At 60.9% G+C, this 24,243-nt stretch carries 27 protein-coding genes and 1 pseudogene; 20 read left to right on the plus strand and 8 right to left on the minus strand.

Features of this window, described 5'->3' with window-relative positions; all coding sequences use genetic code 11:
- Window positions 1-20 precede the first annotated feature (20 nt).
- From ACQUTG_RS02695 to ACQUTG_RS02705, 3 genes are all read left to right on the plus strand, one after another.
- Window positions 21-914 (plus strand): cation transporter, encoded by an 894-nt coding sequence (locus ACQUTG_RS02695; protein ID WP_273167936.1) that lies wholly within the window; start codon window positions 21-23, stop codon window positions 912-914.
- Window positions 915-926: 12 nt separating this feature from the next.
- A complete protein-coding gene (cadR, locus tag ACQUTG_RS02700; protein ID WP_273167934.1) occupies window positions 927-1,385 on the plus strand; it encodes a Cd(II)/Pb(II)-responsive transcriptional regulator in 459 nt (152 codons plus the stop codon).
- Window positions 1,386-1,470: 85 nt separating this feature from the next.
- Window positions 1,471-2,142 carry a cation transporter gene (locus ACQUTG_RS02705; RefSeq protein WP_428917919.1) on the plus strand — a complete coding sequence of 224 codons (672 nt, stop codon included), beginning with the start codon at window positions 1,471-1,473 and terminating at the stop codon, window positions 2,140-2,142.
- Here the strand turns inward: ACQUTG_RS02705 and ACQUTG_RS02710 are convergent.
- Window positions 2,111-3,028, minus strand: a complete 918-nt coding sequence (locus tag ACQUTG_RS02710) for an AEC family transporter (RefSeq protein WP_428917920.1) — start codon at window positions 3,026-3,028, stop codon at window positions 2,111-2,113. The genes ACQUTG_RS02705 and ACQUTG_RS02710 overlap by 32 nt on opposite strands.
- A gap of 187 nt (window positions 3,029-3,215) precedes the next feature.
- Here ACQUTG_RS02710 and ACQUTG_RS02715 point away from each other — a divergent pair, with 187 nt between their 5' ends.
- From ACQUTG_RS02715 to ACQUTG_RS02740, 6 genes are all read left to right on the plus strand, one after another.
- Window positions 3,216-3,665 carry a c-type cytochrome gene (locus ACQUTG_RS02715; protein ID WP_428917921.1) on the plus strand — a complete coding sequence of 150 codons (450 nt, stop codon included), beginning with the start codon at window positions 3,216-3,218 and terminating at the stop codon, window positions 3,663-3,665.
- Between the two features lie 15 nt (window positions 3,666-3,680).
- Window positions 3,681-5,096: a cbb3-type cytochrome c oxidase subunit I gene (locus ACQUTG_RS02720; RefSeq protein WP_428917922.1), complete on the plus strand. Its 1,416-nt coding sequence runs from the start codon at window positions 3,681-3,683 to the stop codon at window positions 5,094-5,096.
- A gap of 61 nt (window positions 5,097-5,157) precedes the next feature.
- A complete protein-coding gene (locus ACQUTG_RS02725; protein WP_428917923.1) occupies window positions 5,158-6,108 on the plus strand; it encodes a 4Fe-4S binding protein in 951 nt (316 codons plus the stop codon).
- A gap of 13 nt (window positions 6,109-6,121) precedes the next feature.
- Window positions 6,122-7,945 (plus strand): nitric oxide reductase activation protein NorD, encoded by a 1,824-nt coding sequence (locus ACQUTG_RS02730; RefSeq protein ID WP_428917924.1) that lies wholly within the window; start codon window positions 6,122-6,124, stop codon window positions 7,943-7,945.
- Between the two features lie 2 nt (window positions 7,946-7,947).
- Complete coding sequence (locus tag ACQUTG_RS02735) at window positions 7,948-8,523, plus strand: cytochrome c oxidase subunit 3 (RefSeq protein WP_428917925.1); 576 nt, start codon at window positions 7,948-7,950, stop codon at window positions 8,521-8,523.
- A gap of 12 nt (window positions 8,524-8,535) precedes the next feature.
- Window positions 8,536-8,775 (plus strand): cytochrome C oxidase subunit IV family protein, encoded by a 240-nt coding sequence (locus tag ACQUTG_RS02740; RefSeq protein WP_428917926.1) that lies wholly within the window; start codon window positions 8,536-8,538, stop codon window positions 8,773-8,775.
- 133 nt (window positions 8,776-8,908) lie between these two features.
- Here ACQUTG_RS02740 and ACQUTG_RS02745 read toward each other — a convergent pair whose 3' ends face one another.
- From ACQUTG_RS02745 to ACQUTG_RS02765, 5 genes are all read right to left on the minus strand, one after another.
- Window positions 8,909-9,283 carry a hypothetical protein gene (locus ACQUTG_RS02745; protein ID WP_428917927.1) on the minus strand — a complete coding sequence of 125 codons (375 nt, stop codon included), beginning with the start codon at window positions 9,281-9,283 and terminating at the stop codon, window positions 8,909-8,911.
- Window positions 9,249-10,037, minus strand: a complete 789-nt coding sequence (locus tag ACQUTG_RS02750; protein WP_428917928.1) for a CbbQ/NirQ/NorQ/GpvN family protein — start codon at window positions 10,035-10,037, stop codon at window positions 9,249-9,251. Before ACQUTG_RS02750 ends, ACQUTG_RS02745 begins: the two co-directional genes overlap by 35 nt.
- Window positions 10,034-10,762: a hypothetical protein gene (locus ACQUTG_RS02755; RefSeq protein WP_428918446.1), complete on the minus strand. Its 729-nt coding sequence runs from the start codon at window positions 10,760-10,762 to the stop codon at window positions 10,034-10,036. Before ACQUTG_RS02755 ends, ACQUTG_RS02750 begins: the two co-directional genes overlap by 4 nt.
- A 31-nt stretch (window positions 10,763-10,793) precedes the next feature.
- Entirely contained in the window at window positions 10,794-11,960 is a 1,167-nt protein-coding gene (locus ACQUTG_RS02760; protein WP_428918447.1) for a cytochrome D1 domain-containing protein, read from the minus strand.
- Window positions 11,961-12,034: 74 nt separating this feature from the next.
- Entirely contained in the window at window positions 12,035-12,376 is a 342-nt protein-coding gene (locus ACQUTG_RS02765) for a c-type cytochrome (RefSeq protein ID WP_428917929.1), read from the minus strand.
- 219 nt (window positions 12,377-12,595) lie between these two features.
- On the opposite strand from ACQUTG_RS02765, the gene ACQUTG_RS02770 reads away from it, so the two are divergent.
- The 9 genes and pseudogenes from ACQUTG_RS02770 (at window position 12,596) to ACQUTG_RS02810 (ending at window position 20,832) form a co-directional block, all read left to right on the plus strand.
- Entirely contained in the window at window positions 12,596-14,323 is a 1,728-nt protein-coding gene (locus ACQUTG_RS02770; RefSeq protein ID WP_428917930.1) for a cytochrome D1 domain-containing protein, read from the plus strand.
- A gap of 27 nt (window positions 14,324-14,350) precedes the next feature.
- Window positions 14,351-14,815, plus strand: a complete 465-nt coding sequence (locus ACQUTG_RS02775) for an AsnC family transcriptional regulator (protein ID WP_428917931.1) — start codon at window positions 14,351-14,353, stop codon at window positions 14,813-14,815.
- Between the two features lie 35 nt (window positions 14,816-14,850).
- Window positions 14,851-15,351 carry an AsnC family protein gene (locus ACQUTG_RS02780; RefSeq protein WP_428918448.1) on the plus strand — a complete coding sequence of 167 codons (501 nt, stop codon included), beginning with the start codon at window positions 14,851-14,853 and terminating at the stop codon, window positions 15,349-15,351.
- A complete protein-coding gene (locus ACQUTG_RS02785) occupies window positions 15,335-15,826 on the plus strand; it encodes an Lrp/AsnC family transcriptional regulator (protein ID WP_428917932.1) in 492 nt (163 codons plus the stop codon). The genes ACQUTG_RS02780 and ACQUTG_RS02785 overlap by 17 nt, the downstream gene beginning before the upstream one ends.
- The gene (locus ACQUTG_RS02790) at window positions 15,801-16,349 is read left to right on the plus strand and encodes an Lrp/AsnC family transcriptional regulator (protein ID WP_428917933.1); all 549 of its coding nucleotides are present in this window, start codon (window positions 15,801-15,803) and stop codon (window positions 16,347-16,349) included. Before ACQUTG_RS02785 ends, ACQUTG_RS02790 begins: the two co-directional genes overlap by 26 nt.
- Window positions 16,337-17,533, plus strand: a complete 1,197-nt coding sequence (gene nirJ, locus ACQUTG_RS02795; protein ID WP_428917934.1) for a heme d1 biosynthesis radical SAM protein NirJ — start codon at window positions 16,337-16,339, stop codon at window positions 17,531-17,533. The genes ACQUTG_RS02790 and nirJ overlap by 13 nt, the downstream gene beginning before the upstream one ends.
- 38 nt (window positions 17,534-17,571) lie before the next feature.
- A pseudogene (gene cobA, locus ACQUTG_RS02800) lies at window positions 17,572-18,381 on the plus strand (uroporphyrinogen-III C-methyltransferase); the annotation flags it as partial.
- 136 nt (window positions 18,382-18,517) lie between these two features.
- On the plus strand, window positions 18,518-19,936 hold the full coding sequence (locus ACQUTG_RS02805; protein WP_428918449.1) for a cytochrome D1 domain-containing protein: 1,419 nt from the start codon (window positions 18,518-18,520) through the stop codon (window positions 19,934-19,936).
- A gap of 185 nt (window positions 19,937-20,121) precedes the next feature.
- Complete coding sequence (locus tag ACQUTG_RS02810; protein ID WP_428917935.1) at window positions 20,122-20,832, plus strand: Crp/Fnr family transcriptional regulator; 711 nt, start codon at window positions 20,122-20,124, stop codon at window positions 20,830-20,832.
- Between the two features lie 73 nt (window positions 20,833-20,905).
- On the opposite strand, the gene wrbA is transcribed toward ACQUTG_RS02810, so the two are convergent.
- A complete protein-coding gene (gene wrbA, locus ACQUTG_RS02815) occupies window positions 20,906-21,505 on the minus strand; it encodes an NAD(P)H:quinone oxidoreductase (RefSeq protein WP_428917936.1) in 600 nt (199 codons plus the stop codon).
- Window positions 21,506-21,691: 186 nt separating this feature from the next.
- Here wrbA and trhA point away from each other — a divergent pair, with 186 nt between their 5' ends.
- Window positions 21,692-22,357 carry a PAQR family membrane homeostasis protein TrhA gene (trhA, locus tag ACQUTG_RS02820; protein ID WP_428917937.1) on the plus strand — a complete coding sequence of 222 codons (666 nt, stop codon included), beginning with the start codon at window positions 21,692-21,694 and terminating at the stop codon, window positions 22,355-22,357.
- Here the strand turns inward: trhA and ACQUTG_RS02825 are convergent, their stop codons facing one another.
- Window positions 22,358-22,921 (minus strand): Yip1 family protein, encoded by a 564-nt coding sequence (locus ACQUTG_RS02825; RefSeq protein WP_428917938.1) that lies wholly within the window; start codon window positions 22,919-22,921, stop codon window positions 22,358-22,360. It lies immediately after the preceding gene.
- 74 nt (window positions 22,922-22,995) lie between these two features.
- On the opposite strand from ACQUTG_RS02825, the gene ACQUTG_RS02830 reads away from it, so the two are divergent.
- Window positions 22,996-24,147 carry an NnrS family protein gene (locus ACQUTG_RS02830; protein ID WP_428917939.1) on the plus strand — a complete coding sequence of 384 codons (1,152 nt, stop codon included), beginning with the start codon at window positions 22,996-22,998 and terminating at the stop codon, window positions 24,145-24,147.
- Window positions 24,148-24,243 lie beyond the last annotated feature (96 nt).

A 24,243-nucleotide genomic window follows, 5' to 3' on the forward strand; every position in this document is an offset into this window, starting at 1 on the left:
TGGGTGGGGCAATTCGTTTTATGAGTGAACCCGGAAGTGGTGAATGCGGTTGTAAGTCAGTCAATACCGGGACCCCAACTCCGGCGGCGCCCGTAACATCCGGCGAATGGGTCAGCCTGTACCGTATTCCGAAAATGGACTGCCCATCGGAAGAACGGATGATTCGCATGGCGCTGGACAGCTGTGCGCAGATCGGCGGACTGTCATTCGATCTGGAAAATCGCCAGCTCCGGGTGCTTCATGACGGCGAAGCCCAACCTGTGACTGACAGGCTCCTGCCCCTGGGACTGGGGGCAACCCTGCAGGAGACACGCGCGGCGGATCCGGACGCCATCGAAGCTGCCACAGTAGCGGCGACTCGTGCCGGTGAAGAATCCGGCACCCTGAAGATCCTGCTGGCCATCAATGCGGTGATGTTCGTGCTGGAACTGACCATCGGCGTAATCGCCCAGTCCACCGCCCTGATTGCAGATTCCCTCGACATGTTCGCCGATGCTGCTGTCTATGGTCTGTCACTGTATGCCGTTGCCCATAGCCTCCGGATGCAGGTGCGCGCAGCCCATTTTGCCGGCGTTCTGCAATTGATCCTGGCCCTCGGGGTACTGCTGGAAGTGGGCCGGCGTTTCCTGCTGGGCAGCGAGCCGGAATCGGCGCTAATGATGGTGATGGCTCTGATTGCCCTGGTGGCCAACAGCACCTGTCTGATCCTGATCTCGAGGCACCGGCATGGTGGCGCCCACATGAAAGCCAGCTGGATTTTCTCCGCCAACGACGTGATCATTAATCTCGGGGTTATCGTAGCAGGCGTCCTTGTGGCCTGGACCGGTTCCAACTATCCCGACCTCGTGGTCGGCACCATAGTGGGTCTGATCGTACTTGACGGTGCCCGGCGCATTCTGGCGCTCAAATCCTGAAGGAGGGGAGCCTTGAGAATCGGAGCCATTGCCAGACAGGCGAGCATTCCCGTAGAGACCATCCGATATTACGAGAAGATCGGTCTTCTGCCCGAACCGGTCCGTGATTCCAGCGGCTATCGCAGCTACCGACAGGCCCATCTGGACCGGCTGCTGTTCATCAAACGCTGTCGTAACCTCGATATGGCCCAGGACGAGATCCGCGAACTGATCCGTCTGGCGGAACAACCTGAGGCGGACTGCAGTGATGTGGATGCTCTGCTGGCGCGTCACCTGGATCATGTGCGGGAGCGCCTGAAGGAGCTGGCAAGCCTGGAGCAGACCCTGGAAAAGCTGCAGGCCGCCTGCAGTGACGGGGGCACGGTCAGCGAATGCGGCATACTCGGAGGGCTGACCTCCGAGCTCGACAAACTGGACATGGCCAGTGACCACAACCACGTACCTGGCACCCACGGCCAGGGCCACAGCTGACGATTTCCAGGGACCCGACTCCGGGGATTGACCCTGTAGCTGCTACAGGGTTTTTACTATAGGCAACTGACCACAGGAGGACATCATGGCCTGCAGTTGCTCGGCTCCCGAACCCAAATCCCCCGCCCCCGGCTTCCGCAAGGCTCTCTGGATCGCCCTGTGGGTGAACCTTGCCATGTTCCTGGTGGAGGGTATTGCCAGCATCCAGTCCGGCTCGGTCTCATTGATGGCCGATGCCATCGACTTCTTTGGCGACAGTGCCAACTACATCCTTTCCCTGAGCGTCTTGTCGATGGGCATGCTTTGGCGCGGCCGAGCCGCCATGATCAAGGGTCTCACCATGGCCACCTTTGGCCTTGCAGTCTGGGCCCGGGCCATCTGGGTAGCCCAGAGCGGAATCACGCCGGAACCGCTGACCATGGGCGCCGTGGGTCTGCTGGCGCTGGCAGCCAATGTGAGTGTCGCCGTCATGCTGTTCCGCTTCCGGGAGGGTGACTCGGACATGCGCTCGGTGTGGCTGTGCAGCCGCAACGACGCCATCAGCAATATTGCGGTCATGGGCGCTGCCCTGGGTGTCTTTGGCACCGGCACGGCCTGGCCGGACCTGGTGGTGGCAGCCATCATGGGCAGCCTCGCGGTTACTGCCGGCATCAGTGTGGTTCGCCATGCCCGCAAGGACATCTTCGAGGCACGGGCCGGCGCCATGGAGCCCGCCACCAAGAGCTCTAGAACGCGAGGGAAATCATTACCGGGATAAACGCCAGCGCAAAAAGGGTGGTCAGCAGTACCGTGCCTGCCGCCTGCCTTGGCGCAGTATCCAGCAAGGTGGCAATCACTACGGTGTTGGCTGCGATCGGTGTGATAGAGATCAGGAACATGGCCTGGTGCACGGCGGTATCGTAAATGCCCAGGATGTTGGCATCCAGCCACCAGAACAGAATGGCCACCAGCGGCCAGACCACGAACTTGCCGAAGAAGGCCAGCCCGGTGAACCGGATATTGCCGGCCAGTCCCCGGAACGAGGTAATGCTCATACCAATGATCATCATGCCCAGGATGCTGTAAGCGCCGCGCAGGTTGTCGAACAGCGGTACAAAGATATCCGGGATCCGGAACCCGGACAGGTTGAGCGCCACCGCCGCGAGAAACGCGTATACCGAAGGCAGCTTTACCACCCGCCAGAGTGAATCCTTGAGATCGTAACGACCCCGTGCCGCCAGATAGAACCCCACCGAATTCTCGAACAGCGTGGTGCCAAGCATACACACGATATACAGACCCAGCCCCTCTTCCCCGAACAGCAGCAGAGCCACCGGCACGCCGAAATAACCGGTATTCCCGGAGCCCACACAAAGGGGAATGATGCTGGCGCTGCCGTCAGTAACCACCCGCCTCGCCAGCTTCAACTGGGCAATGCCAAGGACTGAAGATATCGCGAAGACCAGAAACGGGAGCAGGACCACTTCTGGCGACAGCGGCGCCGCCATCACCCCGGAAAACACCACCGACGGCGTGACAATGTAGAGCATGATCCCGGCGATATGTTTGCCGCTGGCTTCCAGGAAACGACCGGCTATCCAGCCCAGGGCAACCGTGACATACAGGGGGATCAGCTTCAGGAATAGCGCCAGTGCAGCGGCCATCGAGGACTCCGGACAACAGGATTGAAGTTCAGCGCGCGAAGTCTATCACCTACCCCTCCGGAGGTAACTCCCCGGCGCAATAGTGTGAAATTCGGTAATGCTTGATAATCATCAACAGCATTTCAGATGCATCTTTATATCCTAGTGCTGTAGTCAGGTATTCCACAACGACCAAGGAGAGAGACCGATGGCCGAGCGCTTTACCAAAAGCATGGCCAGGAACATCTACCTGGGAGGCAGTGCCTTCTTTGTATTGCTGTTCCTGGCCCTGACTTTTGATACTCAATCACGGGCCATGCCCGAACGGGATAACCGGGACCAACTCACCGAGCAGGTAGTCCGGGGCAAACATGTCTGGGAAAACAACAACTGTGTCGGTTGTCATTCCCTGATGGGCGAAGGCGCCTACTTCGCACCGGAGCTGGCCAACGTGTTCGACCGCCGGGGTGCCAGTGACTCCGAGGTCTTCAAGGCCTACATGAAGGGCTGGATGAATGCCATGCCTACCAACGTGCCGGGCCGCCGGCAGATGCCGCAATTCAATCTGACCGACCGGGAAATCGAGGATCTGGCGGCGTTCCTGGAGTGGACGTCCAAGATCGACGATAACGGCTGGCCACCCAACATTGAAGGCTGAGGGAGCAGAAACGACATGAAATACGAGTCCCAACGGGTCGCCATGCCCTACTTTATCTTCGCCCTGATCCTGTTCGCCGGCCAGATTGTGTTTGGCCTGGTGCTGGGTCTGCAGTACGTGGTGGGAGACTTCCTGTTCCCGGAAATTCCCTTCAACGTTGCCCGGATGGTGCACACCAACCTGCTGATTGTCTGGCTGCTGTTCGGTTTCATGGGCGCCACCTACTACCTGGTGCCGGAAGAAGCACAAACGGAGCTCTACAGTCCTTTGCTGGCCTGGATCCTGTTCTGGGTGTTCGCAGCCGCCGGCACTCTGACCATCCTCGGTTACCTGTTCGTGGACTACGCCACCCTGGCGGATGTCACCATGAACAAGTTGCTGCCTACCATGGGCCGCGAATTCCTTGAGCAGCCCACCATCACCAAGATCGGGATAGCGCTCGTAGTGGTCGGGTTCCTGTTCAATATCATGATGACCGCCCTGAAGGGCCGGAAAACCGTCGTTAACATTGTGCTGATCACCGGCCTGATCGGCCTTGCAGTGCTCTGGCTGTTCTCCTTCTACAACCCCGGTAACCTGACCCTGGACAAGTACTTCTGGTGGTTCGTGGTGCACCTGTGGGTTGAGGGTGTCTGGGAACTGATCATGGGGGCTATCCTGGCCTATGTGCTGATCAAGATTACCGGCGTTGACCGGGAAGTGATCGAGAAGTGGCTGTACGTGATCATCGCCATGGCCCTGATCACCGGCATCATAGGCACCGGACACCACTTCTTCTGGATCGGTCCGCCCGAGTACTGGCTATGGCTGGGTTCGGTGTTCTCCGCGCTGGAGCCGCTGCCGTTCTTCATGATGGTGCTGTTCGCCTTCAACATGATCAACCGCCGCCGGCGCAATCACCCGAACAAGGCCGCCATGCTCTGGGCCATGGGTACGGCGGTGATGGCGTTCCTGGGCGCGGGCGTGTGGGGCTTCCTGCATACCCTGGCCCCAGTGAACTACTACACCCATGGCAGCCAGATCACCGCTGCCCACGGCCACATGGCCTTCTACGGTGCCTACGTGATGATCGTGCTGACCATCATTTCCTACGCCATGCCGATCATGCGCGGCCGCCCCTATGGCAACAGCAATACCGCCCAGATACTGGAGATGTGGGGCTTCTGGCTGATGACCATCTCCATGGTGTTCATCACCCTGTTCCTGACCGGCGCCGGCATCCTGCAGATCTGGCTGCAACGGATTCCGGAAAGCGGCGAGGCACTGTCGTTTATGGCCACCCAGGACAACATCTCACTGTTCTACTGGATGCGCTTCGTGGCCGGCTGCTTCTTCCTGGCCGGACTGATCGTGTACTTCGGCAGCTTCTTCATCAAAGGCCAGGCATCCCCGGCTGAAGAAGTCCGCGGCCCCGCCACCGAAGACGCGTAAACCCACCCCTGAGCGGGGCTGCCGGCCGCCCGGCAGCCCCCGCCAAACCCGGATACCGACCGTGCAAGCACAAGCCGTCAACCCAAAGGACACTCTGCAGAGGAATCGCCTGATCACCCGGGTCAGTTTCTTCGCGCTGTTCCTGCTTGCACCGGTCCTCAACCTGTTTCGTTACGACCTGACCGAGACCCGCTTTATCCTGTTCGGGTTTCCGCTTTCCTTTAACCTCAACCTGGACTGGGTCGCCCATAGCTCACCGGCGGATGTCGCCGGGCAGATCCTGTTCTGGTTCATTCTCCCCATCCTCGTGCTCGTACCGCTGGTGCTTTGGGTTGCGTGGAAATGGGGACGGATCTACTGCGGCTGGCTCTGCCCGCATTTTTCCGTAGTGGAAACCATCAATCATCTGATGACCCGGATCACCGGCCGCCCTACCCTGTGGGAAGCACTGAAGAAAGGCCGCCGGGGCAAAGTCATCCACTGGGCTGGACTGACCCTGGTGTGCGGACTGATCGGGTTCTCCTGGGCACTGGCAATGCTCTCGTATCTGCTGCCGCCGATTCCTCTGTACACCGATCTCGTGACCGGCAATCTGGCGTTCTACCCCTCGGTATTCCTTGCCGTGACCAGTGCCGTTTTCACCCTGGACTTCCTGTTTGCCCGGCATCTGTTCTGCAAGTATGGCTGCGCCTTCGGCGTGGTGCAGAGCATCGCCTGGATGACCAATGGCCGGGGCCGAATGGTGACCTTCGATACCGCCCGCGCCGCCGCCTGCCGGGACTGCACCAAGGCCTGTGACGAAGCTTGCCCGATGCGGCTGCCCACCCGCAGTCACAAGCGGGCCAAGTTCACCTGTACCCAGTGCCTGCAATGCGTGAGCGCCTGCCGGGAGGTTCAGAAAGACAATCCCGAGGGCAGCCTGCTGCACTGGGAGCCGGGCGAGCCCAACCGCCAGACCGTACTGATCCCGGTGCACCAGCTGGACAACGAACCAGCCGGGCGGCGGAGCTGACGAGGAGCAAGCAATGGAAGAATGGGTTGGCTACAAATGGCATGAATACATCACCCGCCAGGCGCTGGGCGAGTTTCCCGAACATGCCGTCCACCTGAAAGACGAAGCCCGCAACCTGGGCATCCTGTTCCGGGCCCTGGGCGGTGATCCGGCATTGAGCCTGGTAACGGCCGAACCCCGGCATTTCCGGTTGCGCCGGCGATTCCTGCACAAGCTCGCCGGCACCCATCGCAAGTTCGAACTGGCCTGGCGTGATGACCAGAACCTGCGACTGCCCGAACGCGTGGCCCTGTTTCCGTCAGCAAGCCTGAATCGGGACCTGTACCTCTGGCTGGCAGCGCTGGCCGCCTCGCCGGAACCGGAGGAAAGCGACTGGTTCACCGGCAACCAGGCCATGGTCCAGGACGTACTGGAGCGCTGGCCGGGGCTGGAGCGCATCTATCAGCGCCTGGTCAGTCACTCACTGCAGTGGCGTCCACACCCGGATGACCTGCCACCAGTCGAAGCGGCCCGGGAAGACGCCATTCGCCAGGCGTTGATTCACCCTGGCAGCGTCACCCGGATTCCGGATGCCGGCACCGACCCATGGCCTGTCATTCTGTGGCTGTACCCGTCCCTGAACCAGAGCCCTGCCAACGGCCAGGTGATTGGCGATGACAACACCCAATCCAGCCCCGGCGGCCTGTCGAAAAAACGCAAGCGCCGGCAAGCGGAACGGGTCGAAGGGTTCGACCGGGACCAGGGCCTGATGATCTTCCGTCTGGAGAGCCTGTTCTCCTGGACCGAGTTCATTCCCGTGGACCGGGCCGGTGACGACACCGAGGAGGAAGACGCCGAGGCCGTGGCTGACGACATGGACATGATCTCCGTCTCCAACGACCGGCGCGAGACCTCTTCCTCCATCAAGTTCGACCTCGACCTGCCCTCGGAAGAAAATGACGACCTGCGCCTGGGCCCCGGCATTCACCTGCCGGAGTGGGACTGGCGCAGCCAGAGCTACCGGGAGAAATTCTGCTGCCTGCAGCCCATGCTGGCCCGGGACGCCCAGCCGGCAGAGCTGCCCGAACCTCTGCGGCGGCCCGCCAAACGGCTGCAACGGCAGTTCAATGCCCTGAAACCGCTCAAACAGTGGCAGAAGCGCCAGGTGGAGGGCGACGAACTGGATCTGGATGCCTGCCTGGAGCGGGAGGTCCAGAACCGCCAGCGCCAGGGCGCCATCGACCAGAAACTGTTCCGGCGTTGCCAGCAAAGCCAGCGGGACCTGGCCTGCCTGGTGCTGGCCGATGTATCCCTGTCCACCGAAACCTATATCAACAACCACCAGCGCGTGATCGACGTGGCCCGGGATGGCCTGCAAATGCTCAGCGAGGCGCTGCAGGCCAGCCGCGACCCGTTCGCGCTGTTCGCTTTTTCCTCCCGGCGCCGGGACCACGTGCGTTTCCATCACCTCAAGGGCTTTGACGAGGCCTATACCGGCACCATCCGGGGTCGCATCCAGGCCCTGGAGCCGGGCTACTACACTCGAATGGGCACCGCTATCCGCCAGGCAACCCGATTACTCAAGACCCGTCACGAACACCAGAAGATCCTGCTGCTGCTCACCGACGGCAAGCCCAACGATCTGGATCTGTACGAAGGTCGTTACGGCGTGGAAGACACCCGCATGGCGGTGCAGGAGGCCCATAAGGCCGGCCTGACCCCGTTCTGCGTCACCATCGACGACGAGGCCAGCGAATACCTGCCCTACGTGTTCGGCAGCAACCATTACGTGGTCATCCGGGACCCGGCCCAGCTGCCGCTGCAACTGCCCAAACTCTATCTCAACCTGACCCGATGACCATGAACGACCTGACTGCAACCAGGGCCAGACACCTGCCCGGCGACATCGCCGTCTGGATGTTCATCTTTGCCGAACTGGCGGTGTTCGGCATCCTGTTCATCGGTTTCACCGTGGCCCGCAGTCTTGATCCGGCCACTTTCCAGGCCGGCCGAGAGGTTCTGCATCCGTGGATCGGTCTGCTCAATACCGTGGCACTGATCACCGCCAGCTATCTGGTGGCCACCGCGGTGCACCGGCTCCGTCACGGCGAACAGGGCAGCCGGCTGCGTCTGTGGCTCGCGCTGGCAGTTTCCAGCGTCTACACCATGGGCAAACTCTGGGAATACGCTGACCTGTATGGCCAAGGCTACAACCTGGGCACCGACACCTTTTTCATGTTTTATTTTTTCCTGACCTTCTTCCATTTCATGCACGTGGTGCTGGGACAGATCATCCTGGTCGTCCTGGCGGTAAAAGTCGGCAATGGCGACTACGACGGTACCGACATGAACGGCATGGAGTCCGGTGCTTCTTACTGGCACATGGTAGACCTGGTGTGGCTGGTGCTTTTTCCGATGGTTTATGTGCTGGCGTGAGGAGAAACTGACATGCTGACAATCTACCTGGCGTTGATGATCTGCACTGCGTTACCAGTCATCGCCCTGCAAACGGGTCTGGGGCCCGGGTTCCTGGCCTGGCTGGTGTTTGCGCTGATTGTGGTGAAGGCGATGTTGCTGGTAGACCACTTCATGGAAATGCGGAAAGCGCCACGAGGCTGGCGCCTCGCCGCCCAGGCCTGGGCGCCGGTGGTGGTGGCGGTGATCGCCGGGTTTCATGCGGCGAGCTAGTGCCCCATCTGGGGTGTTTTCGGCGTGAAGATGGGGTCAGATGAAGGCTTTCATCAGACCCCGGAGTAACCCCGCGAGCTGGCCGGAACCTGGGGTCAGATGAAAGCCTTCATCTGACCCCGTCTTCATAGGGCTACAACCAGCGCTTGGGAAACAAAGGCTTCTTGTCAGCCATCGCCTGCGCCAGGGCCACCATCCCCCACAACACAAACCCCGTATGTAGCACGATGGCCCACACCAGGGAAAAGGTCCAGAAGTGCCCGGTATTGCCCAGGGCCAGCCAGGCCACGCCCACGCCAGAGCTGATCAACACCGCGCCGACCACCGACATGATCAGCGCCGCCCGGGCATGGGCCCGGCGCAGGATATGGTCATCCTCGCCATGAAGATACAACCACACCAGCACAGCAAACCCGATCACCGGAATTGCCAAAAGATTCAGCAAATACCAGATAACCGGGATCACCGCCCCGCTAGCGACTTTCTCCCGGCCGCCCGAATATTGCATACACCACCTCCATGAGTGCTGCCACCGTGGCTTCATCGTCCGACAATGGCTCGATCATGCCGGCACGCACCGCATCCAGCGGCGGCAGACCGGCCTTGATCATCATTGCCGTGTGGATCAGCAGGCGCGTAGACGCCGCCTCTTCCAGATCGTGATCCTTCAGGTTCCTCAGTGCCGACGCCAGACTCACCAGCTGCCTGGCCAGGTCCCGGTCGCAGCCGGCTTCCTTGGCGACAATGGTCTGCTCTGACGCCTCGGAGGGATAGTCGAACCGCAGCGACACGAAGCGCTGCCGGGTGCTCGGCTTCATGCCCTTGAGCAGGCTCTGATACCCCGGGTTATAGGACACCACCAGCATGAATCCGGGCGCCGCCTCCAGCAGTTCACCGGTGCGTTCGATGGGCAGCTCCCGGCGATCGTCGGCCAGCGGGTGGAGTACCACCGTGGTGTCCTTCCGGGCTTCCACCACTTCGTCCAGATAGCAGATCCCACCTTCCCGGACCGCCCGCGTGAGCGGGCCATCCTGCCAGTAGGTGCCATCAGGACCGATCAGATGCCGCCCCACCAGGTCTGCCGCCGTCAGGTCATCGTGACAGGCCACCGTGTACACTGGCCGATTCAGCTGCTCCGCCATGTAGCGGACAAAGCGGGTCTTGCCGCAGCCGGTGGGGCCCTTGATCAGCACAGGCAGGCCGTTGTCGGCCGCGGCCTGGAAAAGGTCGATCTCATTGCCAACCGGTTGATAGAACGTCATTGGGAAACTTCCTCTGAATTCAGGCGCTCAGGCCTGCTAAAACCATGAACCCATTCGGGAAAAACCGAGAAGATCTGGCGATCACCGCTGCGGGTGAGCCCTCCCAGAGCATCCTCGCAAAGCAGGGCGGGCATGTTCCAGCCCGTTCCCCGATACCATCCACCTGCGGAAACAGGCTTGCCGGCCCAGGTGACAACCAGACCATTTTTCTTCAGCATCGGCTCAACAAAGCCCGCCTCCGAAACCGCCGCATGGGTGTTATTGTGGAGTAAAAGGCCCAGCGCCGAGCTATAGTCCCCGGCTTCATAAAGCTGCTGCCGGGCCGGCTTCACGCCCACTTCCGCCAGGGCTGCCAGGGCCAATCGGGAACCAAGCGGATCCGGCCCCTCCACGGTCGCAAGATCACGCCCTGCCAGCTCGGCGATTGAACCTACCCCCGCCGTTCGGCGGGTCACCCAGACAGGCGTGGGCCGATTGCCCTTCCGGTTGGTTGCCACCAGCACCGGCGCATTGTCGGCCCCGGTCTCACCGGACCGGAACTCAAGCACGACATCCTGTCCAGGCTCACCAAACCGCACATCCGCCGAACAGCCGGCCTGTGCCAGAAAGCTGGTCAGACGGTGGCGGGCAACGGCGGTCACCTCCGTAACGGACTCGATGCGGATCCCCAATGGCGACGGATTTCCGGCTGCACCAGAGCCCGCCGACACCGCCATGCCAAACACCAGTGTCAAGGCAACCCGACCCCGAGGATGGCTACAGACCAAGCGCATGGGCCCGGCTGGTGAAAAAGATGCCACTGGGTTTCTCCGCATCAAGCGTTGCCACCGGCTCCAGGGTCCGGGTGCTGTACACCGTCACCCGATTGCTGTCCCGGGCAGACACCCAGACCTCCTCGCCCCGGGGTGTAAACTCCATATGCAGTACCGCCTCGCCAGGCTCCAGGGTCCGGATAATTTCCCGTGCCTGTGAATCAATCACCTGCACCACATCGTTATTCGGGTGGGCAAAGCTGACCCAGATCTGCCGGTTGTCGGGGCTGGCCATCACAAACACCGGCTGACCCTGCACGGGAATCCGGTCCACCAGTGACCAGTCATCCATCTTCGCCACAAGCACCTGGTGGTGCCCGACCGCCGGGAAAAACGCCCGGCCATCGGCGATGGCCCAGCCTTCCAGGTGAGGCATCTTGTACACCGGCAGTTTCTGTTCGCTCTTGCCGTAGTCCGGCAGGATCTCGGTCACCGCCTGCTCCGGATTCCACAGATCCAGCAGGGACAAACCGTCCTCGCCGAAGAGGCCGGCAATGTAGTAACGGCCGTCCGGAGTGATCAGCGCATCGTAGGGGGCGTCGCCAGCATCGAACTTGCGAACCTCGGGCCCGGAAACGGCCATATCGAGGGTCCAGATTTCGTCCGCATCAAACAGGCTGAAGACAAACCGGTTGCCCGGTGCATCCACCAACCCGACGGTCTTGGAGTGCACTGCCTTGCCCTCGGCGTCTGTGTAGCTGGCCGGAATATCCATCACCAGCTTCAGGGTCTCGCTGTCAAAAACCTTCACGCCCCCGGGCTCGTAGTTGGAGACCGCCACGAACTGGCCGTCCTGGGAAATGGCGCCACCAATGCTGTTACCGGACTGGATCACCCGCTCGACAATGGACCGGGCCAACAGATCCACCTTGGTCAGCCCGCCATCGCGGCCGAACACAAAGCCGTAGCGGCCGTCCCGGGAGTAAACCACCGAGGCGTGGGAGAGATCCCCGAGCCCTTCAACCCGCCCGAGCACTGTGTGCCGAGAGGTATTGATCACCAGCACCGAACCGGTCGCACGCTCAATGATCAGCCCGAGATCACCGGTGCCCATCAATTCATGCGACGGTGAGGCGGGAGTGAACACCTGGCAGCCTGCAAGCCCCACCATCAGGAGGACTATCAGTAACAGACGATGGAAAACATGTCCGGGACGATCCATTGCTTGGCGAGCCTCCGAGTATGCTATTGCGGTGAAATCAGGGTGCCGGCTTTCAACTGCCGACTGATCCAGTCAATTTCTTCAGGTGCCAGGAGAGGTTTCCAGGGCGGCATGGCGGTGTCCGGCACCCCCTCGCGGATGATCGCGGCAATGGCTTCGGCAGGCAGCCTCTCGAGGTTTTCCGGGCGCAGAGCCGGCCCCAGTCCCCCCTTGAGAGTCATCCCATGGCACGATCCGCAATCCTGCAACACCAGGTTGGCCAGGTTCGATTGGGTTCGGGATTCCGCGCCGGTGACCGGCGTCAGCAGCAGGGAACAAACCGCAAGGAGACTCAGCTCCCGCTTCCAGCCTTTTCGCCTGCCCATCGCTCCGCTCCCGTTTTCAGATTTTCAGAATCATGGTCGCAACGCCCTATTGCGTCATCCTTGATATTGGTTAAAAGAGGAATGCAATACCAGTGATCTTTAGAAATACCCACTGAGGGGTAGTCGGCTAACAAATAACATTCATCTGATATTAATCAATGTTCATGGAGCTCAAGAAGCGAAATCTAAAGGGACTCTTAAATCCAAGGAGAGAACCTGATGAGAGTATCGCGCATAATCTTCAAACCCCTGGCTCTGGCGGTGGCCGTCGCGTCGTTTGGCGCCCTGGCTGCCACGGACGCCACGAAACATCCCGATGACCCGGCATCCACAGCCTATGAAGGCACAGCCAGTACCGTAGAGCCCGGCTCGGCCAAGGTTGTCCGTTCACCCGGAGCACCCGACCTGACCGATGCCGAGTTCGAAAAAGCCAAGAAAATCTATTTCCAGCGCTGCGCCGGTTGTCACGGCGTGCTCCGCAAGGGTGCCACCGGCAAGCCCCTGACGCCGGACATCACCCAGGAGCGGGGTATCGATTACCTCAAGGCCTTCATCAGCTACGGTTCACCGGCGGGCATGCCGAACTGGCTGACCTCGGGCGACCTGACCGAGGACGAAGTGGAGCTGATGGCCAAGTACGTCATGCACGAGCCGCCCCAGCCACCCGAGTACAGCCTGGAAGACATGAAGGCTACCTGGGAAGTGATTGTCCCGCCTGAGGACCGGCCTACCAAACAGATGAACGACCTGAACCTGAAGAATCTGTTCAGCGTGACGCTGCGGGATGCCGGCCAGATTGCCCTGATTGACGGTGACACACATGAGATCGCCCATATCATCAATACCGGTTATGCCGTCCACATCTCCCGGATGTCCGCCTCCGGCCGCTACCTGTTCGTAATTGGTCGTGATGCGCTGGTGAACATGGTGGACCTGTGGATGGAAGAGCCGGATACCGTCGCCAAGATCAAGGTCGGTATGGAGGCGCGGTCCGTGGAAACCTCCAAGTACAAGGGCTATGAAGACCAGTACGCCATTGCCGGCACTTACTGGCCACCCCAGTTCGTGATCATGGACGGCGAGACCCTGGAGCCGAAGAAGATTGTCGGCACCCGGGGCATGACCGTGGGCGCCCAGGAGTACCACCCGGAACCGCGGGTTGCCGCCATCGTTGCCTCCCACGAGCATCCCGAGTTCATCGTCAACGTCAAGGAAACCGGCAAGATCATGCTGGTGAATTACGAGGATCTCGACAACATGAGCGTCACCACCATCGACGCCGCCCGGTTCCTGCATGACGGTGGCTGGGACAGCAGCATGCGGTACTTCATGACCGCCGCCAACCAGTCCGACAAGATTGCGGTGGTGGACTCCCGGGACCGTAACCTGGCGGCACTGGTGGATGTGGGCAAGATTCCCCATCCGGGCCGGGGCGCCAACTTCGTGGATCCCGAGCATGGCCCGGTCTGGGCCACCAGCCACCTGGGCGACCCGACCATCCAGTTGATCGGCACTGACCCGGAAGGCCATCCGGACAAGGCCTGGGAAGTCGTCCGCACCTTGAACGGCCAGGGCGGCGGCTCACTGTTCATCAAGACCCATCCAAAGTCCGACAACCTGTATGTGGACACGGCTCTGAACCCGGCAGAGGCCGTCAGCCAGAGCGTGGCGGTGTTCGACATCAACAATCTGGAGGCCGGCTATGAGGTACTGCCGATCGCCGAATGGGCCGATGTCGGAGAGGGCCCCAAGCGGGTCGTGCAGCCGGAGTACAACGTCGCCGGTGACGAAGTCTGGTTCTCGGTATGGAATGCCCAGGATCTGACCTCAGCCCTGGTGGTTGTCGATGACAAGACACGCAAGCTGAAGAAGGTGATCAAGGACGAGCGGCTGGTGACCCCCACCGGCAAGTTCAATGTCTACAACACCCAGCACGACGTGTACTGACCCGTTTCCGGCCCGGAGGACAGATCAATGAGACTGGATAGTACTGACAAGCAACTGATCAACCTGTATCAGAGGAATCTCCCGGTGTGTGAGCGTCCCTACCTGGAGATGTCACGGCAACTGGGTATCTCCGAAGGTGAGATTATCGACCGCTTGCAGACCCTCCAGTCCGATCAGGTCGTCAGCCGGGTCGGACCTGTATTCGAACACCGGCGGGCAGGCGCCAGCCTGCTTGCCGCGGTGGCAGCGCCAGAGGAGCAGATGGACCTGGTGGCTGCCCGCATCAATCGTGCCCGCGGGGTCAATCACAACTACGCCCGGGAACACACCTACAACCTCTGGTTCGTCATGACCGCACCGGATGAAGACACTCTGGATGAGCGGCTCGACGAGCTGGAACACCAGCTGCGCCTGCCCATGCTGAGGTTGCCCATGGTCGAGGGCTACCACATCGATCTGGGTTTCGACATCGACTGGGAGGCATTGCCGTGAACACCTCCATTGATTACCTGGCGGTGGTTCCGGAAGTGGCCGGCCAGGGGCCGATCAGCGCCTGGGGACTGTTACGGCTCCGACAAAGACTGGAGCATGGGCTGCCCCTGACCACCCGGCCCTGGCAAACCCTCGCCGAGCAGACCGGCCTTACGGAACAGGAAGTCATGACCGCCGTGGACCAGTGGCAGGCCCAGGGCCTGATCAAACGGCTCGGTCTGGTGGTGAAACACCGCACCCTGGGCTACACCGCCAACGCCATGGTGGTCTGGAACGTACCGGATCGCTGGGTCACGTCCGTTGGTGAGGCCGTCGCCCGGGCACCCTTCGTAACCCTTTGCTATCAGCGCCCTCGCCGGCTTCCGGAATGGCCCTACAACCTGTTCTGCATGATTCATGGTGTCGACCGCAACCGGGTGTTGTCCCAGATCGACAGTCTCATTGCCGACAAGCACCTTCAGGATTTTCCCCACACGGTCCTGTTCAGCACCAAAGCCTACCGCCAACGGGGAGGCCGTTATGTCAGCCACGATTGAGCGTTCACGTCGGGAGACGCAGCAGCAGGGATTCACCGATCTGGAGAAAGCGGTTATCAACCGGCTCCAGCACGGCCTGCCCCTGGTTGCCAGTCCTTACCTGGCCGTGGCCGAAGAACTCGACATCAGCGAGCAGGCCCTGCTCGACACCCTTGAAAAACTGCTCGAAGAGCGTGTCTTTACCCGTTTCGGCCCGATGTTCAATGCCGGTGAAATGGGTGGCGGCCTGACGCTCGCGGCGATGCGCGTTGCCGAAGAGGACTTTGACCGGGTGGCCAGTCAGGTCAACGCCTTAGATGAAGTGGCTCACAACTACCGCCGGGATCATGAGCTGAACATGTGGTTCGTTCTGGCGACCGAGGCCGGCGAAGGCATCGCCGAGGTGATAGAACAGATCGAGGCGCGCACCGGCTACCCGGTCTACAACATGCCCAAGGAGGAGGAGTTCCATGTCCGTCTCCACTTTCCCGTCTGAACGGGACGCCGGCACCTATTACCAGCTCTGCGCCAGGGACCGGCAACTGATTCTGGCCACCCAGGGGGGGCTGCCGTTGACCACCGATCCCTGGGCCACGCTGGGCGAACAACTGGGCATCCCGGCGGACGAAATCCTGGCCCGTTTCCAGCGCATGCAGGACGCCGGCGTGTTACGGCGGGTGGCCGCGGTGCCCGATCACTACAAGCTCGGTTACCGCTTCAACGGCATGACCGTGTGGGATATCGACGACAAGGCCGTCTCGACCATGGGTCGGCGCGTCGGTGAACTGCCCTTTGTCAGCCACTGCTACCGCCGCCCCAGGCACCTGCCCTGGTGGACCTACAACCTGTTCGCCATGGTCCACGGTACCAGCCGGCAGGAAGTGGAGGACAAGGCCCGGCAGATCAGGGAACTGCTGGGAACCACCTGTTCCGGCCACAGCATCCTTTACAGCTCGGCGATTCTCAAGAAAACCGGCTTACGACTGAAAAAGCAGGGAGATGCCCCATGTTCCGAATGACCCGCTACATCAAGAGCCTGATGGAGCCGACCCCGGTGCGTCCGGTGCCGAGGCCCTCCGGCCCGGTGGTGATCTGGAACCTGATCCGCCGCTGCAATCTCACCTGCAAACACTGCTATTCGATCTCGGCCGACATCGACTTCAAGGGCGAGCTGAGCACGGAGGAAGTCTTTGCCACCATGGACGACCTCAAAGCCTTCGGTGTGCCGGTACTGATCCTCTCCGGCGGGGAACCGCTGATGCGCCCGGACATCTTCGAGATCTCCCACCGGGCCAGGGCTATGGGCTTCTACGTGGGCCTGTCCACCAACGGCACCCTGATCACCGAAGACAACATCGGAAAGATTGCAGAAGTGGGCTACGACTATGTCGGCATCAGCATCGATGGCCTGGAGCAGACCCACGACACCTTCCGCCAGAAAAAAGGCGCCTTCCGCGAATCCATGCACGCCGTTGCCCTGTGCAAGCAGGCCGGTATCAAGGTGGGCCTGCGTTTCACCCTGACCCAGGACAACTACCCGGAACTGCCGGCCATGCTCGACATGCTGGACGAACACCACATCGACAAATTCTACCTGTCGCACCTGAACTATTCCGGCCGGGGCGGTCGCAACCGCAAACGCGATGCCTGGTACGACATGACCCGTGATGCCATGACCCTGCTGTTCAATCACTGCCATGACGAGCTGAAGCGCGGCATCGAGCGGGAATACGTGACCGGCAACAACGACGCGGACGGCCCCTTCCTGATCGAGTGGGCCAAGGAGCATTACCCGGACCAGGTTCCGGCCCTGGAGCAACGCCTGACCAACTGGGGCGGCAATTCCTCCGGCGTCAACATTTCCAATATCGACAACCTGGGCGTCGTGCACCCGGACACGTTCTGGTGGGATTACAACCTGGGCAATGTCCGGCAGGCCCCGTTCTCAAAAATCTGGTCGGAAGCCCGGGACCCCCTGATGCAGGGTTTCCGCCAACACCCAAGACCCGTCAAGGGCCGCTGCGCCGGGTGCAAATACCTGGGCATCTGCAACGGCAACACCCGCGTTCGGGCCTACAACATTTCCGGGGACTTCTGGGAAGAAGACCCCGGCTGTTACCTGACCAACGAGGAAATCGGTGTGGTGGATGCGCCCCGACGTGTGGCCGCCCCGGTGACAGAAATTCCGGTACACAATCTGTGAGGAGTGGCGCCATGACCCCCAATCCAAGGAAGAAATGCCTGGTGGAATTCCAGCTCGCGGAGCAGCCGCTACGCCCCGGTGACGTCGCCATTGTCGGCGCCGGCCCAGGCGATCCGGGCCTGCTGACGCTGCGGGCCCTGATGCTGATTCAGCAGGCAGACGCCATCGTCTATGACCGCCTGGTATCCCCCCAGATCATGGAACTGGTTAACCCCGGTGCCGAGCGCATCCACGTAGGCAAGGCCAGCGGGTGCCATTACGTGCCCCAGGAGGAGACCAACGAACTGTTGGTCAAACTGGCTACTCAAAAACGCAGAGTGGTCAGGCTCAAGGGCGGCGACCCGTACATCTTCGGCCGTGGCGGCGAAGAGGCGGAGGTGCTGGTGGATAACGACATCGATTTCCTGGTTGTGCCTGGTATCACCTCCGCTGCCGGCTGCGCCTCCTATTGCGGCATTCCTCTCACCCACCGGGACTATGCCCAGAGCGTGACCTTCGTTACCGGCCACCGCAAAGCCGACCACTCCCTGGAGCTGAACTGGGCCGTACTCGCAGCTCCGGGCCAGACCCGCGTGTTTTACATGGGCCTGCACAACGCCCCGACTATTGTCCGGGAACTTACCGCCCATGGCCTGGGGGCCGATTGTCCGGTGGCCCTGGTGGAGCGCGGGACGACTCCCCTGCAACACATGACGGTTACCACCCTTGAGGACCTGGAAGACACCATCCGCCGGGAAGACTTCCAACCTCCGACACTGATCATTGTCGGTGACGTGGTCAAACTCGCCGAGAAGCTGGCCCGACCGGCCCAGGCAGGCTGGGACAGCGCCCTGACTCGCCCGGCCTGAGCAGCACCCGACAACCCGGAACATGGAGCCATCCCCGGTGACGCAACACAGAATCCCGATCCGCCAAATCCTGAAATCCGCCGTGCTGCTTGGTGCCAGCCTGTCTGCAGCACCGGCCTTGCTGGCAGCTACCGGCATGCAAACCGAAGCCCTCTATCAGCAACATTGCGCCAGCTGCCACGGCACGGATCGGCTCGGGGGCATGGGCCCGGCCCTGTTACCGGAAAACCTCTCCCGGCTTCGCCAGGCCGAGGCCGAGAGCGTCATCGCCGCTGGCCGCCCTGCCACCCAGATGCCCGCCTTCGGCGATACCCTGAACCAGGCATCGGTCACGGCCTTGGCCAACTTCATTTATCAGCCTCCGGAAGTCACGCCGGTCTGGGGTAGACAGGAAATCCTCAGCAGCCACCTGTTACCCCACCCGAAAGGCAGCCTGCCCGATGAGCCGGTGTACGAAGCGGACATGATGAACCTGTTCCTGGTGGTGGAAATCGGCGATCACCACGTCACCCTCCTCGATGGTGATAGCATGGAGCCCATTCATCGCTTCCCGAGCCGCTACGCCCTGCATGGCGGGCCCAAATACAGTCCGGATGGCCGCTACGTCTATTTCGGATCCCGGGACGGCTGGATTACCAAGTACGATCTCTACAACCTGAAAGTGGTGGCGGAAATTCGCGCCGGCATCAACATGCGCAACATCGCTGTCTCCGCCGATGGCAACTACGTAATGGCTGCCAACTACCTGCCCCACACCCTGGTTCTGTTCGACGCCGCCAACCTGAAGCTCATGGAGATTATCCCCGTGGAAAACGACGCCGGCGACAGCTCCCGGGTCAGTGCTGTCTATGCCGCCCCACCGCGGGACAGCTTCATTGCGGCACTCAAGGACATTCCCGAAGCCTGGGAAATCACCGTGAACAATGGCGGGGCCGAGGTTCGTCGGATGCAAACCGACACCTGGCTGGACGACTTCTTCTTCGACCCCGGCTACGAACACGTCATCGGCGCCGCCCGTGACGGCAAGCACGGTTATGTGATCAACCTCGACACCGGTAACACCATCGCCAAGCTTCCGCTTCCCGGCATGCCCCACCTGGGTTCCGGCATTACCTGGGAATACCAGGGCCGCCGGGTGATGGCCACCCCCCACTTCCGCACCGGCGCCGTGTCCATCATCGACATGGACAACTGGGACGTGATCAAAACCCTGGAAACCCAGGGCCCCGGATTCTTCATGCGCAGCCACGAAAACTCCCCGTACGCCTGGGTGGATGTGTTCTTCGGCCCCAACAAGGACAAGGTCCACGTCATCGACAAGAAGACCCTGGAGATCGTGCAAACGCTTCAGCCGGCCCCGGGCAAGGTCGCCGCCCACGTGGAATTCGACCGCTACGGCGAAAAGCTGCTACTGAGTGTGTGGGACAAGGACGGCGCCGTCATCGTCTACGATGCCGACACCCTGGAGGAGGAGAAGCGTATTCCGATGAACAAGCCTTCCGGTAAGTACAACGTCTGGAACAAGATCAATTACGAAGAGGGGACCAGTCACTGAGGTCCCGGGAATGAACATGGGGTCAGATGAAAGCGTTCATCTGACCTCGTCTTGGCGGGCCCGCTCCGCAGCCAAAAGCTACCGACCTAAATCGACTCAGTGAAAAAGCCTTAATGATTTAAGTCATTTCAAAAGATGCTTTTCTGATACCATAATTTACCCATAGTCCAATCGGGGTCAGAACCATGAACAGCATCTTCAGGCCAGACGTCTCCTCAGCCCCCTGCATGCTTGGGGAAAACAACCCTGACGTCATTCAGCAAGACAGCGCCCCCGCCGAAGTGGCCCTGCTCAATGGCCTCAGCCGCGTGTTCGGAATCCGCCTGGGCAAGGACCAGCACAGCCCGGAAGCAAGGTTTCTCGGCGATCTGACCCGCCTGTTCCATCAACGCCGGATAGACGGTGAGACGAACCTCGAGAAACATGATTCCCCGTGGGCGAACGTCTATCTGGTTCAGTACGGCATCCTGAGGCTATTCCGGGAAGCGCCCAACGGCAAAGTCTCCGTGCACCACTTCTTCTCAGAGGGTGATCTGGTATGGCCGGTCTTCGGCCGCAGCCGCACGGTGCGCAATACCCTGTGCCTGACCTCCAGCACACCGGCTACCCTCTGGGTTGCGGACTTTGCCGCATTCCGGTCTGCCATCCAGTCCCATGGCGATGGTCTGTGGCCCCGCTTTGCCCTGGCACTGACCGAGGAACTGGCGGAACTGACCAGCATGAGGGAGTTCCGGAAACACACCATGCCGGCCAGTGAACGCTACAAGCTGTTGCTGGAGGAGTATCCGGAGCTGGTTCGACGAGTGCCGGACAACCAGCTCGCATCCTGGCTCGGGGTGGTGCCGGCGACTTTCTCGAGGCTGAAAACCGGTGCCGCTGACCGGGCCGCTCGCTGATTCGGGCACAAAAAAGGGCAGTCAGGAATCCTGACTGCCCAAAACCGCTCAACGCTTTGCAGAGCAATATCGATTAACCGTGAAGCTTCACCGCCAGTTCAGCCACATGCTTGCCCTGGAAAAGGGCAATGGCGACTTCTTTTTCGCTCGGCTGACGTGAACCGTCGCCGCCGGCGATGGTGGTCGCACCATAGGGAGTGCCACCGTTGGTTTCGGAGATGTCGAAAAACTCCGGAATGCCATAGCCCAGGGGCACGATGACCATGCCGTGGTGGGCCAAAGTGGTCCAGAAAGAGGTGATTGTCTGTTCCTGGCCGCCTCCGGTCCCGGTGGATGCAAACACACTTGCAACCTTGCCGTGCAGTTTGCCTCCAGCCCACAACCCGCCGGTCTGGTCCAGGAAGTTGCGCATCTGTCCGGACATGTTACCGAAGCGGGTCGGCGTGCCGAAAATGATGGCGTCGTAGTTGGCCAGTTCCTGCGGATCGGCAACCGGTGCGTCCTGGTCCGCCTTGCCACCGGCATTCAGGAATGCCTGCTCCGGCATGGTTTCCGGCACCCGCTTGATCACTACGTCCGCGCCCTCAACGCTGCGCGCACCCTCAGCCACTGTTTCGGCCATGGTTTCAATGTGACCGTACATGGAATGGTAAAGAACAAGAACTTTCGCCATCGGTAACCTCCCGTCGTTTAAGTATATACGGAAGGTTACTGCCAGCTGGATGACCATGAAACCGGAAGTTTTCAGATGCCTTGTTCAGTTTTTCTGAACGTGGTCACAGGATGTTCATCCCGAACCATTGCGTACAAGTGTACGCTGAAGTACCTTAGACCAATGGCTAATCCGGAATCCCCAGCAATGACCCAAACACAGCAGACCATTGACTCCATTCACCATCGCGTCGAGGAGTGGCTGAACAGTGCCACCCATGGTATTGGCGCCCTACTCAGCGTTATCGGCACCGTGGCACTGATTGCCGGCGCAAGTCAGTCCGGCGATGCCTGGAAGATCGTCAGCTTCAGTATCTTCGGGGCGTCCCTGATTCTTCTCTATCTGGCCTCGGCGCTCTATCACGGCGCCCGGCGGCCGGAGCTGAAACGGGCCTTCAAGACCCTGGATCACTGCGCGATATTCCTGTTGATCGCCGGCACCTACACACCGTTCCTGCTGGTGAATATGCGGGGTACCGTGGGCTGGACCCTTTTTGCCGTGATCTGGTCGCTGGCACTGACCGGGGTGATTCTCAAGGTCATTTTCAAGAACCGCTTCAAGCTGGCACGGGTGGGAATCTACGTTGCCATGGGCTGGCTGATCACCTTCGCCTCATCGGACCTGGTGGCCAGCCTCAGTGAAACCGCACTCAACCTGACCATCGCCGGCGGCGTTGTGTACACCGCCGGCGTCGCCTTCTACCTGGCGGACCGCATTCCCTACATGCACGCGGTCTGGCACCTGTTCGTCATCGGCGGCAGTGCCTGCCACTTCAGCGCCATCTACTACGGTGTTCTGCCTTACGCCGCCTGATCAGAACGCCCAGACCATCGCCATCAGGACACCCCAGGCCAGCAAGGACGCGGCCATAATGGTGTAGGTGGCCGACATCATCTCGACATCGTTGTCCTTACGCTCACAGATTGAACGCAACCCCTGATACACCAGCGCGCATGACAGAAACAGCCCTGCAAACACCGCTACCACGCTTACTGCCAGCGCCGAAACCAGCAAGGCCAACGACGACAGCCACAGGGGCAGAGGCGCGATGGCAGCCAGGAGATAGCAATCCTGGTAACTGGTTTCCAGTTTGTGGCTATCAAGCACTGCGTGAATCAGCCATCCCATGACAAAGAACGTAAGCAGCTCTGCCAGGAACAGGATAGTGGTGATGAAACGCCATTCCTTGCCACCAAAGCCCTCGATAAAGCTGTCCCCGTATTGGGTGCCGGCATAATAGAGCAGCACCGGCGGCAGGAAGGACATGGGTACCACTACAACCCAGGCCAGGAAGGGAATGGAGAGGTTCAGGCGCCGCAGTTCTGACCAGGCGCCATTGCCGGAGAACGGCAGACGGGCTAGTTGTGTAATATTCATGATGCACCTTTACAGATCGGCCTCCGATACTTTTAACTGTTAGCCCTGCACCACCCAACGGTCAAGGACAGCAGATGACCTCGGACAAGTCGGCCCGCCCCGGCAAAAACACTCATGCGTTCTGGCTGTTCTTTCCGGCTGCTGCCATTCTTGCCGCCCTCGCCGTGCCCCTGTCCATCTATGGGGTGTTTTCGGGCTCCGGGTGGCCGCCAGGGCTGCTGGCAGCCGGACACGGTCATGAACTGGTCTTCGGTTTTGCCCTGGCGCTGATCGCCGGCTATACCCTCGGCCCACAGCCCCGCCGGATACTGGCCACCCTGTTCACCCTGTGGTTACTGGCACGAATCACCTGGCTGCTGGCACCGGACAGCTGGCCCGCTCAGCTGCTGAGCCCCGCCTTTGCGCTGCTGCTAGCCCGTTACGTGGTGCCCCGGTTCAACGCCGCAAAAAAATGGCGCAACAAGATAGCCGGCCCTCTGATCCTGGTGCTGTGCCTGATGGTGCCGGGTTTCTGGCTCGCAGGACTGGTCGGGCCGGAAAGCCTGTTTCCGGACCGGACTCGACTCCTGCAATCCGCGGTTCTGGGCCTGCTGCTGTTGATGACCTTTATGGGCGGACGGATCATTGCGCCTGCAGTCGCCGGTACCCTGGAAAAGAAAGGCATTCCCCTTGAGGCCAGGGTCCAGCCGAGAATCGAGGGGGCGCTGATTGTGCTGCTGATCGTGGTCATGGGCCTGGCCATGAACGCAGCCACCGAACGATTGGCCGGTGCAGTGCTCTTGTCCGCAGCTCTGCTGATTACTGTCAGGATTCTCCGGTGGCGCCTGTGGCATTGCCCGGAGCGCCCGGATCTGCTGGTGCTTGCGACCGGCTATCTCTGGCTTGCCGCAGGCGCCGCGGTCGCTGGCACCCATCTGCTTGCCGGCATCGCCGTAACACCGGCCTTGCATCTGATTACGATCGGGGCCCTGGGAACGCTCTCCGCCAGCGTCATGTTGCGGCTGGCCTGGCAGCGGGCCTCGCGCTGCCCGCCACCGGGCTGGCAACCTGTCACCCTGGCTGCCATGCTCGGACTGTCCGCGATTTTCCGCTACCTCGCCGGCCCAACGCCCTTCGCCAGTCCCGGCTGGCTGTGGGTGTCCGCCGGGCTCTGGTGCCTGGCCTATCTTGGGGTCGCCACACAGCTTTTGATCCTCTACCGGCCCGCTCACAACCGCCGGAAATGATTGGCTACCTCTACTGCGCCAGGGCTGCCACAGGCTACCACTTTGGAAATATCACCATTGCAACCTGTTGTTTTTAAAGCACTATAAGAGCCCGCC

This window comes from Marinobacter sp. DUT-1, assembly GCF_050379415.1.
In the GTDB taxonomy this organism is placed as follows: Bacteria; Pseudomonadota; Gammaproteobacteria; order Pseudomonadales; family Oleiphilaceae; genus Marinobacter.

Excerpts from the sequence above, each read along its gene's own strand:
- ACQUTG_RS02695 (WP_273167936.1), top strand. The coding sequence starts at position 21 with ATGAGTGAACCCGGAAGTGGTGAATGCGGTTGTAAGTCAGTCAATACC.
- ACQUTG_RS02705 (WP_428917919.1), top strand. The coding sequence starts at position 1,471 with ATGGCCTGCAGTTGCTCGGCTCCCGAACCCAAATCCCCCGCCCCCGGC.
- ACQUTG_RS02710 (WP_428917920.1), bottom strand. The coding sequence starts at position 3,028 with ATGGCCGCTGCACTGGCGCTATTCCTGAAGCTGATCCCCCTGTATGTC.
- ACQUTG_RS02715 (WP_428917921.1), top strand. The coding sequence starts at position 3,216 with ATGGCCGAGCGCTTTACCAAAAGCATGGCCAGGAACATCTACCTGGGA.
- ACQUTG_RS02720 (WP_428917922.1), top strand. The coding sequence starts at position 3,681 with ATGAAATACGAGTCCCAACGGGTCGCCATGCCCTACTTTATCTTCGCC.
- ACQUTG_RS02730 (WP_428917924.1), top strand. The coding sequence starts at position 6,122 with ATGGAAGAATGGGTTGGCTACAAATGGCATGAATACATCACCCGCCAG.
- ACQUTG_RS02735 (WP_428917925.1), top strand. The coding sequence starts at position 7,948 with ATGAACGACCTGACTGCAACCAGGGCCAGACACCTGCCCGGCGACATC.
- ACQUTG_RS02740 (WP_428917926.1), top strand. The coding sequence starts at position 8,536 with ATGCTGACAATCTACCTGGCGTTGATGATCTGCACTGCGTTACCAGTC.
- ACQUTG_RS02745 (WP_428917927.1), bottom strand. The coding sequence starts at position 9,283 with ATGCAATATTCGGGCGGCCGGGAGAAAGTCGCTAGCGGGGCGGTGATC.
- ACQUTG_RS02750 (WP_428917928.1), bottom strand. The coding sequence starts at position 10,037 with ATGACGTTCTATCAACCGGTTGGCAATGAGATCGACCTTTTCCAGGCC.
- ACQUTG_RS02760 (WP_428918447.1), bottom strand. The coding sequence starts at position 11,960 with ATGGTGGGGCTTGCAGGCTGCCAGGTGTTCACTCCCGCCTCACCGTCG.
- ACQUTG_RS02765 (WP_428917929.1), bottom strand. The coding sequence starts at position 12,376 with ATGGGCAGGCGAAAAGGCTGGAAGCGGGAGCTGAGTCTCCTTGCGGTT.
- ACQUTG_RS02770 (WP_428917930.1), top strand. The coding sequence starts at position 12,596 with ATGAGAGTATCGCGCATAATCTTCAAACCCCTGGCTCTGGCGGTGGCC.
- ACQUTG_RS02775 (WP_428917931.1), top strand. The coding sequence starts at position 14,351 with ATGAGACTGGATAGTACTGACAAGCAACTGATCAACCTGTATCAGAGG.
- ACQUTG_RS02785 (WP_428917932.1), top strand. The coding sequence starts at position 15,335 with ATGTCAGCCACGATTGAGCGTTCACGTCGGGAGACGCAGCAGCAGGGA.
- ACQUTG_RS02790 (WP_428917933.1), top strand. The coding sequence starts at position 15,801 with ATGTCCGTCTCCACTTTCCCGTCTGAACGGGACGCCGGCACCTATTAC.
- nirJ (WP_428917934.1), top strand. The coding sequence starts at position 16,337 with ATGTTCCGAATGACCCGCTACATCAAGAGCCTGATGGAGCCGACCCCG.
- ACQUTG_RS02805 (WP_428918449.1), top strand. The coding sequence starts at position 18,518 with ATGCAAACCGAAGCCCTCTATCAGCAACATTGCGCCAGCTGCCACGGC.
- ACQUTG_RS02810 (WP_428917935.1), top strand. The coding sequence starts at position 20,122 with ATGAACAGCATCTTCAGGCCAGACGTCTCCTCAGCCCCCTGCATGCTT.
- wrbA (WP_428917936.1), bottom strand. The coding sequence starts at position 21,505 with ATGGCGAAAGTTCTTGTTCTTTACCATTCCATGTACGGTCACATTGAA.
- trhA (WP_428917937.1), top strand. The coding sequence starts at position 21,692 with ATGACCCAAACACAGCAGACCATTGACTCCATTCACCATCGCGTCGAG.
- ACQUTG_RS02825 (WP_428917938.1), bottom strand. The coding sequence starts at position 22,921 with ATGAATATTACACAACTAGCCCGTCTGCCGTTCTCCGGCAATGGCGCC.
- ACQUTG_RS02830 (WP_428917939.1), top strand. The coding sequence starts at position 22,996 with ATGACCTCGGACAAGTCGGCCCGCCCCGGCAAAAACACTCATGCGTTC.